Below are 9,980 nucleotides of genomic sequence, written 5' to 3'. Positions count from 1 at the left end.
CCTATAAAGGTGCTTTTTTGCCGTCGTTAATTTAACTAATGGTTAAATTATTCGTTTTCAAACATTGCAGAGATAGACTCTTCATTTGAAACGCGACGGATTGCTTCAGACAACATACCGCTTAGGGTGAGTTGGCGAATCATTTTAAGTTCTTTCAGTTCAGGTGTTAATGGAATAGAGTCTGTTACCACTAATTCATCGATTACTGAATTTTTAAGGTTCTCGCAAGCATTGCCAGAAAGAACAGGGTGAGTTGCATACGCGATAACACGTTTTGCGCCATGTTCTTTTAATGCTTCAGCTGCTTTGGCTAATGTACCGCCCGTATCAATCATATCATCAACGATAATACAATCACGGTCTTTTACATCACCAATAATGTGCATGACTTGTGCAACATTAGCTTTTGGACGACGCTTATCAATAATAGCAAGGTCAGCATCATTAAGTAGTTTTGCTACAGCACGAGCACGTACAACACCGCCAATATCAGGAGAAACAACAATAGGGTTGTCTAACTCTCTTTCTAGCATATCTTCAAGTAAAATAGGTGTGCCGAAAACATTATCAACAGGTACATCGAAGAACCCTTGAATTTGTTCAGCATGAAGATCAACCGTTAGGACACGGTCAACACCTACGCTTGATAAGAAGTCTGCTACAACTTTAGCAGTAATTGGTACACGAGCACTACGTACTCGTCTATCTTGACGGGCGTAACCAAAGTAAGGAATTACTGCAGTGATACGACCGGCAGAAGCGCGGCGTAATGCATCAATCATTACTATAAGTTCCATCAAGTTATTATTCGTTGGAGAGCATGTTGATTGAATAATAAAAACGTCCGCACCACGAACATTTTCAGTAATTTCAATACTTATTTCACCATCACTAAAACTACCAACCTTGGCCTCGCCTAAAGTAATATAAAGACGGTTAGCAATTTGTTTGGCCAGTTCAGGGGTGGCGTTACCCGCAAATATTTTCATGTCAGGCACTGTCATTTCCTCAGAAACTTTAGACATTAACATTACGATACCAAATTTAGCGTTATCAACATAAAGATTAAAAATAAAAACTTCATATTAATATAGCTAAAATTCAGTAAATTATTTAAATAGTTTAGTTTTTTCTCTCAAAGCTTCTAATTCTACTAATACAGGAGAAGAATTTACTCCTTTAGCAACAAACGATTCTACCTCTGGCGGGAGTTTCGATTGTATTAAAAGCGCCTCAGTTTCCGAGTTGAAATGCGAAAAAATACACGCACCTGTTCCTGTCATTCGAGATGGCGCGTATTCTAACAACCAAGTTAGTAACTTGGCAACCTTAGGGTAGTGTTTTATTACTAATGTTTGGCAATCGTTATGGCATTGCTCAAGGTTAATCTTTGTACTGGTGAGTTTTGGTGTATTACGTGGTAAATCTTGATGTGTAAAAACTGCTGCGGTTGAAATATGACAAGCAGGCTTACTCACTAAGTACCAATATTCTTTGGGCGTAGCTTTAGTCAGTTTTTCTCCGATACCTTGTGCAAAAGCAGAGAAACCATGAATAAAAATAGGGACGTCAGCACCTAATGATACACCTAACTTTGCTAATTCATCGGTACTTAATTGGCAATTCCATAAAATATTGAGTGCTAATAGAACGGTTGCCGCGTTCGATGAACCGCCACCTAAACCGCCACCCATAGGCAAAATTTTATTGATCTTTATATCAGCGCCAAGAGTGTTGTTGGTACTGTCTTGTAATAATTTCGCTGCTTTATAAATTAAATTGTCTTGTGTTGCTACGCCGGTCATTGGCGTCAGTAAATCAATTGCTCCTGAATTGTTTATGCGGATATCTAAGGTATCGCCATAATTGAGAAATTGAAAAAGTGTTTCTAGCTCGTGATAACCATCTTCACGTTGCCCGACGACATGCAGAAATAAATTTAACTTGGCCGGAGATGAAAAACGAAAAAAAGGAGGTTGTTTCATTTATTTAAAATGTCCATTTTTTGATTGATATTTTAATGAGTAAATCATGTTGTTTTAAGGTAAAGGAAGAGGCTAACTGAACGCCATTATTGGGTTGATAATTAGCATAATTAATTTGCCATAACTGATTATTATATTCACTAGTAAGAGAGACAGGTAATTGAGTATCGTCATGGTATTGTATTTTATCATTGGCACTAAAAGGTAGTCCTTTAAGCCAATAAACTAGAGCTTTTGTCGGTAAATTAAAACCGGTCAGCGAGGTAATTAACTGGTCAAGGTTTCTGCTTTTATAAGTTTTACCATCGACTTCAATAGTATGTAGGTTGTTGTTTGACGTTAAATGTAGAACATTGATACCCAAGTATGAGTTTAAATCGAGTTCTTGGCTATTGTCAGTGTCGTTATAGTGCCAACTTAAAGAAGCACTTTCACGTTTACTTGATTGAATAAAGGCAATTTTACCGGTGAGTTGCCAGTCGTTAAGTTGTAATAATTGCTGTGTTCTCTCGTCAACTGTTTGAGTAGTTTGTACGTTTGTTATTGACTTTGTTGAACAGCCACTGACTAAGCCGATAATGAAAAGTATTAAACAGAGGCGAAAAGTTAGCATCATTATAACGAGGTTTCCTTGATGAGTTTTCTAAGAGAGCTTATTTGACCATATTTAATGCTATTTTGGGAAACTAAGTTAAATTTTCTTCAAATTTTTGTTACAGATCATTACTATTTTAAAAAACCTGACAGATAATAAGGCTAATGACTTACCTCTTAAGTGATATTCGTATTACAATAGGGAGAACTAGTTCAGCATTAAAGTTATCATTAAATTGAAAAGGTTAAATATTTAGCAATATGTCCATTGTCGCGCTTGGAATTAATCATAAAACTGCACCAGTTGCTGTTCGGGAAAAAATTGCTTTTAATCCTGATCACTTAAGCGCTGCTCTGCAACAAATGCTACAAGAAGTGCAATGTGGTGAAGCCGCTATTTTATCAACTTGTAATCGTACAGAGTTATATGTTGTTCAAGACGGTGATGTAAACCTTACGCAAGCACGCATTTTGCAGTGGTTAGAAAACTACCACAAAGTACCGGCTTCTACTATTTTACCCAGTATATATTGTCATCAAGGACAACATGCCGTTAATCATATGATGCGTGTTGCTTGCGGTTTAGACTCGTTAGTTTTAGGCGAGCCTCAAATTTTAGGTCAAATGAAACAAGCCTATAGCCAAGCAAAAGCAGCAGGTTCAATGGCTTTGGTGCTTGACCGGTTGTTTCAGCGAACCTTTGGTGTGGCTAAACAAGTTAGAACCGATACCGATATTGGTGCTAGCGCTGTTTCTGTCGCGTTTGCATCAGTAAACCTGGCTAAGCATATTTTTGCCAAACTCGAAAAAGTGAATGTACTTTTAGTAGGGGCAGGAGAAACAATAGAGTTAGTCGCTAAACACCTTTATGAAAATAAGGTGGGTAAAATTACGGTGGCTAATCGAACACTCGCGCGTGCAGAAGGTATGGCCAAACAAATTGGCGCAGATGTTATTACCCTAGCGCAAATACCTGAGAAAATGAATCAAACAGATATTGTGATCAGCTCTACTGGAAGTACTTTACCTATTATTGGTAAAGGGATGGTTGAGCATGCGTTGTCTCAGAGAAAACATCGACCAATATTTATGGTTGATTTAGCCGTACCAAGAGATATTGAAGAGCAAGTATCTGAACTGGAAGATGTATTTTTATACACAGTTGATGATTTACAAAATATTATTGCCGAAAATATTCAAAATAGACAAAAAGCTGCCGTACAAGCAGAAAGTATGGTGAGTAGCCAGTCAGATAGCTTTATGGCATGGTTACGTGGTTTAAATACACAAGACACGGTGATTAGCTATCGTCAACAATGTTTAGAGAATCGTGATCAACTTCTAGAAAAAGCCTTAATTCAGCTTCAAAATAATAAAAAGCCAGAGGCTGTACTGGCAGAGCTAGCAACGAAGTTAACGAATAAATTTATGCATGCGCCAACGAGTGCTATACAAAGTGCTGCTCAAGGCGGTGAATTAGATAAACTTATTTATTTGCGAGATATTTTTGATCTTGAATCTGAAGACTAGCTTTAGCAACAGATAACACGCCTGAATTAATTACGTCAAATAATTATCGATTAATATACCAACCAAGAGATCTTTTCACCTTAACGAGAAAAAACTCTGCGTTATTATCTTAAGTAGAATATAATGCCGGCATTATTAAAAAAAATTTTCCATATCACTTAATAATCATGGATAACAGATTGTGTTATTTTGAGTGATATCTCTATACCCGTAGATAAGAAGTTATTATTAATGAAAGAATCAGTTTATCAAAAACTTGAAGTACTCGTTGAGCGCTTTGAAGAAGTGCAAGCGCTATTATCAGATCCTGAAACGATCAGCGATCAAGAAAAATTTCGTGCTTTGTCTAAAGAATTTAAACAATTAGAAGAAGTAACATTAGTATTTAAAGCGTATCAAGATGCTACGGATGATTTTGCCACAGCAGAAGAAATGCTAAAAGATGATGATCCTGATATGCGCGAAATGGCGCAAGAAGAATTTAAAGACGCGAAAAAAGCAGTAGAAAAACTATCTGACGATTTGCAAATCCTACTATTGCCGAAAGATCCAAACGATGATCGTAACTGTTATATGGAAATACGTGCAGGCGCTGGTGGTGATGAAGCCGCTATATTTACAGGGGATTTATTTAGAATGTACAGCCGTTATATTGAAAAACAAGGCTGGAAACTTGAAATAATGAACAGTAACGAAAGTGAACAAGGTGGCTACAAAGAAGTGGTCATAAAAGTGATTGGTGATGGCGCTTACGGATTTATGAAGTTTGAATCAGGTGGGCATCGTGTTCAGCGTGTACCTGAAACCGAATCTCAAGGGCGTGTTCATACATCCGCTTGTACAGTAGTTGTTATGCCTGAGATCCCTGAATCAGAAGCGATTGAAATTAACAAAGCAGACTTAAAAGTTGATACTTTTAGAGCATCAGGAGCGGGTGGTCAGCATGTTAACAAAACAGACTCGGCAATTCGTATTACCCATATTCCAACAGGCGTAGTTGTAGAGTGTCAAGATCAACGCTCGCAACATAAAAATCGTGCGCAAGCTATGTCTGTTTTACAAGCAAGATTACAAGCAGCTGAAGATGAAAAACGCCGAAGTGATGAAGAATCTTCTCGTCGAAATTTAGTTGCCAGTGGTGATCGTTCTGAACGTATTAGAACGTATAATTTTCCACAAGGTAGAATGAGTGATCATCGTATCAATTTAACTCTTTATCGCTTAGGTGAGATAATGGAAGGTAGTTTGAACTTAGTGATGGAACCTATCATGCTAGAGAACCAAGCAGATTTATTAGCGGCACTTGCTGAACAAAACTAATAAAAAGGCTTAAGTTTACTTTGGTATGACAGACACTGAATCTTCACAAACCTCTCAATCTATTGAGCAACTTGTAGAACATGGTCGCCGCTTATTAGCACCATGTTCAGATAGTGCTAAATTAGATGCACAACTACTATTATGTTTAGTCTTAAATAAAGAAGTCAGTTATTTATTAACCTGGCCAGAAAAAAAAATTTCTGAGCAATTAATTAACCAATACTTTCAGTTGTTAACACGCCGAGAAGCTGGGGAACCCATTGCATATATCACTGGTGTGAAAGAATTCTGGTCTCTTCCTTTTAATGTGTCACCTGCAACGCTTATACCTCGTCCAGATACTGAAGTTTTAGTGGAAAAGGTACTAGAAATATTTGCTGATCAAGCTAGCATTCATTGTTTAGACCTAGGCACTGGTACTGGTGCAATTGCGTTAGCATTAGCTTCAGAGCAAGCCAATTGGCACATAGATGCTGTTGATTTTAGCGAAGATGCTGTTGCCTTAGCTAAACGCAATGCCGCAAACTTAAAATTACCACAAGTTAATGTTTATCAAAGCAATTGGTTTAGCGAGGTAGATAAAGAAACAAGGTTTGATGTTATTGTATCTAACCCTCCTTATATCGATAACAATGATGTGAATCTATCGCAAGGTGATGTCCGCTTCGAGCCAAAATCAGCACTCGTTGCTGACGATCATGGTCTTGCTGATATTATTCATATTGCAGATGTCGCTCGAGTGTATTTAAAGAAAAATGGTAAGCTTTTTATTGAACACGGTTATCAACAAGGCCCTGCGGTTCGAAATATACTTAGCAAAATGAACTACAAAAAAGTGTTAACCTTTAAAGATTTATCTGGTCATGATCGTGTAACATGGGCTAATTTTTAATATTAGCCTTTTTCTGCATTTTATAATGTCTTTAAAAAAAATACCTCAAACAAAAATCAAACAATAGGAAAATAAAATGTTCAAACATCTTCACATGACCCTAGCGGTGATAAGTATTGCATTATTTACGCTACGTTTTGCTTGGTTAATGCTTAATTCAGAACAACTCAAGCGTAAATGGGTAAAGATAACCCCCCATGTAATCGACACGTTATTACTAGTTTTAGGCGTTATGATGGCTGTTAAACTTGCAATAAACCCCGTAGAACAATTATGGTTAGGTGAAAAATTAATTGCTGTTGTGGCCTATATTTTTACCGCGATGTATACCTTAAAATTTGCTCGCAATAAAACCATGCAAATTTTCGGGTATTTAGGGGCTATGGGCTGGGTAATTTTGGTTGTACGTATTGCTATGACAAAAGAAACGATGTTTTTATAAGCTGCGTAGATAATTATTTTAGATTAAAAAGTAGAAAAGTGTTTTATGAATGAGTTGTTGTTGTCAGAAATAAATTCTGATGAAAAAGGGCTAATGCAAAAGTTAGTATTGTTAGAAGAGTTTGTTTTCTCTACCAATAATACCCGAATTGATAGTGTGGATGAATTAATTGAATGTTGTAAACTAACCTCTGAAGGATTTGACGATCCGCTTGAACAAGCAGAGCAACTCATTAATGAGTTATTTATTTCTCAATTACTTATCGATAATCATAATGATGTTTGGCCAGTAATGGCTTATCAACTTCACAACTCTTTGGATCATCGAACTATTTCTCCTACCTTAAAAGCTATTGTGCTTCGACATGTTATCGAAGCCTGTGGTTATGATTGTGATATTGTTTTTGTGCCAGAAAAAGTCATGGTTAGGCTTATTTGTGATGATATGTACGCTATTATTTTTGATCCAGTTACTGGGGAATCATTAAATTGGGAAGAGTTTGATTATCGAATGGATGAGGCTGAAGATTTAAATAGTTATCAGCCTGAGAGCATGAGTCATATAAGCTTGATCGTGAAACATTTATCAGCATTAAAAACAGCGTTAATTAAAGAAGGTCATTTTGATAAAGCGTTAAAATGCGTTGATATATTATTAGCTGTGAGCCCTAATGACCCTTTTGAGCGTCGTGATCGCGGCTTTTTACTTCATCAACTTGACTGTTTTAAAGTAGCTGTGGATGATTATCGCTATTTTGTTCAGCAGTGCCCTAAAGATCCTGCGGCTCAGTTACTTAAAATACAGCTTGATAATATTACGGTGGCAGAGCCTGCTATACATTAATACTTAAGCACTAATTAATAAAACATCGCGATACACTCGCAGTGCGGTTTACGTATATCGATACAAATATAATAAAAATACGATAAAAGAGGAAAAATAAATGCAAGAAGAACTTGTGGCTCACACGCCATTAATTACGAATGATGCAACCGTTTTTGGTTTATTAGCATTAATACTAGGGTTTGTTTTTTATACCTCTAATAGTAGTCACCCTGTTTGGCAAAAATTCTATAAGTTCGTACCGGCTTTATTAATGTGTTATTTGTTGCCATCACTGTTAAATACTTTTGGCATTGTTAGCGCAGATTTGAGCCAGGTTGATGAAGTTGCCAAGTATTATTTGTTGCCTGCCTGTTTAGTGCTCTTAACGTTAAGTATTGATATTAAAGCGATTATGGCGCTTGGTAATAAAGCCTTAATTATGTTTTTTACCGCAACAGTTGGTGTGGTCATTGGTGGCCCGATAGCTTTGTTTATTATCTCATTTATTTGGCCTGAACTACTTGGCGTAACCGGTCCTGAAGCTGTTTGGCGTGGCATGGCGGCACTAGCGGGAAGTTGGATTGGTGGTGGCGCTAACATGCTTGCAATGAAAGAAATTTATGGTGCTGATGGTAAGATATTTACCATTATGGTTACCGTCGATATTATTGTTGCAAATATTTGGATGGCATTTTTATTATATTTTGCTGCTAATCATAAGCGCATTGATGCAAAAAGTGGCGCAGATACTTCAGGTATTGATAAACTTATTGATAAAGTTCAAGCGTTTGAGCAAGAGAATGCACGTCGTCCAGAGTTAAAAGATTTTATGTTGATTCTCGCCGTAGGTTTTGGCGGAGCAGGTTTTGCTCATCTTCTAGCAGACTTTTTAGTACCGTATTTTCAATTAAACCACCCAAATTTAGAAAAGTTTAGTCTTCACAGTAAATTGTTCTGGATTATAGTGTTAGTGACAACAATTGGTTTAGCACTGTCATTTACAAAAGCAAGACGACTAGAGTTTGTCGGCGCATCAAAAGTAGGCAGTAGTTTTTTATATGTGCTTGTTGCAACCATTGGCTTACATATGGATATTACTCAGATTATCGAAGCGCCTAAATACGTTGTACTAGGCTTAATTTGGATGGCAATTCATGTCGGGCTGCTATTTATTGTTGGTAAGTTAATTAAAGCGCCTATTTTCTATTTAGCGGTAGGTAGTAAAGCGAACATTGGTGGAGCAGCTTCAGCGCCAGTTATTGCTTCAGCTTTTCATCCGTCATTAGCACCAGTTGGCGTACTTCTCGCAGTATTAGGCTATGCTTTAGGAACTTACATGGCTTGGATTTGTGGACAATTATTAAGGATTATTGGTACTGCATAACCTTGTAGTCATCATTGATTGAAATAACATTGGAAAAATTATGACAATAGAATCAGTTTCAGTAGCAGGTATTGACGTCGCAAATGATAAACCATTTGTGTTATTTGGCGGCATGAATGTACTTGAGTCTCGTGATCTAGCGATGAAAATTGCTGAACATTATGTAGAGGTGACGCAAAAACTTGGTATACCTTATGTTTTTAAAGCGTCTTTTGATAAAGCAAATCGCTCTTCGGTTAATTCGTATCGTGGCCCAGGTTTAGATGAAGGCTTGAAAATATTTGAAGAAATTAAGTCAACATTTAATGTGCCTATTATTACTGATGTTCATGAAACACATCAGGCTCAGCCAGTAAGTGAAGTAGTTGATGTTATTCAATTACCTGCCTTTCTTGCTCGTCAAACTGACTTAGTTGTTGCTATGGCAAAAACTGGGGCAATTATTAATGTTAAAAAACCGCAATTTCTAGCAGCACATGAAATGCGCCATATCATTACTAAGTTTGGTGAAGCTGGCAATAACAACATTATCTTATGTGAGCGCGGCAGTTGCTATGGCTATAACAATTTAGTCGTTGATATGCTTGCTATGGATGAAATGAAAAGCTATGCACCAGTAATATTTGACGCGACTCATGCCTTACAAAAACCAGGTGGCCGAGCAGACTCTGCTGATGGTCGACGAGCTCAAGCCACGCAATTAGCAAGAAGTGGTATGGCAATTGGTATAGCAGGTTTATTTATTGAAGCGCATCCAGATCCTAGCATTGCAAAATGTGATGGCCCATGTGCATTACCATTAGATAAGTTAGCTCCTTATTTAAAACAAATGAAAGCAATTGATGATACGGTAAAAAGTTTTGAGCCACTGATGATCGATTAGAAGGGGATAAGCCTTTGTTTGTGATTAATGTGTATGAATAATCGAATGTTCGGCAAAATATGGTTAAATTTGTTATTTAGTCAATTGAAAATTCATGCCATTGCTCAATGTCAAAGTGTGAATAA

10 protein-coding genes are annotated in these 9,980 nt (G+C 37.1%); 7 read left to right on the top strand and 3 right to left on the bottom strand.

Features of this window, described 5'->3' with window-relative positions; translation table 11 throughout:
- Positions 1-47: 47 nt before the first annotated feature.
- The 3 genes from AC27G3_RS17875 to lolB form a co-directional block, all read right to left on the bottom strand.
- Complete coding sequence (locus tag AC27G3_RS17875; RefSeq protein WP_487123953.1) at positions 48-998, bottom strand: ribose-phosphate pyrophosphokinase; 951 nt, start codon at positions 996-998, stop codon at positions 48-50.
- 111 nt (positions 999-1,109) lie between these two features.
- Positions 1,110-1,985, bottom strand: coding sequence for a 4-(cytidine 5'-diphospho)-2-C-methyl-D-erythritol kinase (ispE, locus tag AC27G3_RS17870; protein WP_487123951.1), 876 nt, complete (start codon positions 1,983-1,985; stop codon positions 1,110-1,112).
- Between the two features lie 4 nt (positions 1,986-1,989).
- The gene (lolB, locus tag AC27G3_RS17865; RefSeq protein ID WP_487123949.1) at positions 1,990-2,601 is read right to left on the bottom strand and encodes a lipoprotein insertase outer membrane protein LolB; all 612 of its coding nucleotides are present in this window, start codon (positions 2,599-2,601) and stop codon (positions 1,990-1,992) included.
- Between the two features lie 239 nt (positions 2,602-2,840).
- Between lolB and hemA the strand changes: the two genes are divergently transcribed.
- The 7 genes from hemA (at position 2,841) to kdsA (ending at position 9,855) form a co-directional block, all read left to right on the top strand.
- On the top strand, positions 2,841-4,109 hold the full coding sequence (hemA, locus tag AC27G3_RS17860; protein ID WP_487123947.1) for a glutamyl-tRNA reductase: 1,269 nt from the start codon (positions 2,841-2,843) through the stop codon (positions 4,107-4,109).
- Between the two features lie 231 nt (positions 4,110-4,340).
- Positions 4,341-5,429, top strand: a complete 1,089-nt coding sequence (gene prfA, locus AC27G3_RS17855; RefSeq protein WP_487123945.1) for a peptide chain release factor 1 — start codon at positions 4,341-4,343, stop codon at positions 5,427-5,429.
- A gap of 25 nt (positions 5,430-5,454) precedes the next feature.
- Positions 5,455-6,321 (top strand): peptide chain release factor N(5)-glutamine methyltransferase, encoded by an 867-nt coding sequence (prmC, locus tag AC27G3_RS17850; protein WP_487123943.1) that lies wholly within the window; start codon positions 5,455-5,457, stop codon positions 6,319-6,321.
- A gap of 76 nt (positions 6,322-6,397) precedes the next feature.
- Complete coding sequence (locus AC27G3_RS17845) at positions 6,398-6,763, top strand: SirB2 family protein (protein ID WP_487123941.1); 366 nt, start codon at positions 6,398-6,400, stop codon at positions 6,761-6,763.
- A gap of 45 nt (positions 6,764-6,808) precedes the next feature.
- A complete protein-coding gene (locus AC27G3_RS17840) occupies positions 6,809-7,606 on the top strand; it encodes a tetratricopeptide repeat protein (protein ID WP_487123939.1) in 798 nt (265 codons plus the stop codon).
- A 100-nt stretch (positions 7,607-7,706) separates the two neighbouring features.
- Positions 7,707-8,972 (top strand): DUF819 family protein, encoded by a 1,266-nt coding sequence (locus AC27G3_RS17835; RefSeq protein WP_487123937.1) that lies wholly within the window; start codon positions 7,707-7,709, stop codon positions 8,970-8,972.
- 40 nt (positions 8,973-9,012) lie between these two features.
- Entirely contained in the window at positions 9,013-9,855 is an 843-nt protein-coding gene (gene kdsA / locus AC27G3_RS17830; RefSeq protein WP_487123935.1) for a 3-deoxy-8-phosphooctulonate synthase, read from the top strand.
- Positions 9,856-9,980 lie beyond the last annotated feature (125 nt).

The sequence above is a fragment of the Colwellia sp. SU-HH01217 genome (genome assembly GCF_057543495.1).
Note: the sequence above shows the minus strand (reverse complement) of the source record. Positions and strands in the feature narration are given on the sequence as shown.

Bases quoted from the DNA above. Each gene is read 5' to 3' on its own strand.
- ispE (WP_487123951.1), bottom strand. From the start codon at position 1,985: ATGAAACAACCTCCTTTTTTTCGTTTTTCATCTCCGGCCAAGTTAAAT.
- lolB (WP_487123949.1), bottom strand. From the start codon at position 2,601: ATGATGCTAACTTTTCGCCTCTGTTTAATACTTTTCATTATCGGCTTA.
- hemA (WP_487123947.1), top strand. From the start codon at position 2,841: ATGTCCATTGTCGCGCTTGGAATTAATCATAAAACTGCACCAGTTGCT.
- prfA (WP_487123945.1), top strand. From the start codon at position 4,341: ATGAAAGAATCAGTTTATCAAAAACTTGAAGTACTCGTTGAGCGCTTT.
- prmC (WP_487123943.1), top strand. From the start codon at position 5,455: ATGACAGACACTGAATCTTCACAAACCTCTCAATCTATTGAGCAACTT.
- AC27G3_RS17845 (WP_487123941.1), top strand. From the start codon at position 6,398: ATGTTCAAACATCTTCACATGACCCTAGCGGTGATAAGTATTGCATTA.
- AC27G3_RS17840 (WP_487123939.1), top strand. From the start codon at position 6,809: ATGAATGAGTTGTTGTTGTCAGAAATAAATTCTGATGAAAAAGGGCTA.
- AC27G3_RS17835 (WP_487123937.1), top strand. From the start codon at position 7,707: ATGCAAGAAGAACTTGTGGCTCACACGCCATTAATTACGAATGATGCA.
- kdsA (WP_487123935.1), top strand. From the start codon at position 9,013: ATGACAATAGAATCAGTTTCAGTAGCAGGTATTGACGTCGCAAATGAT.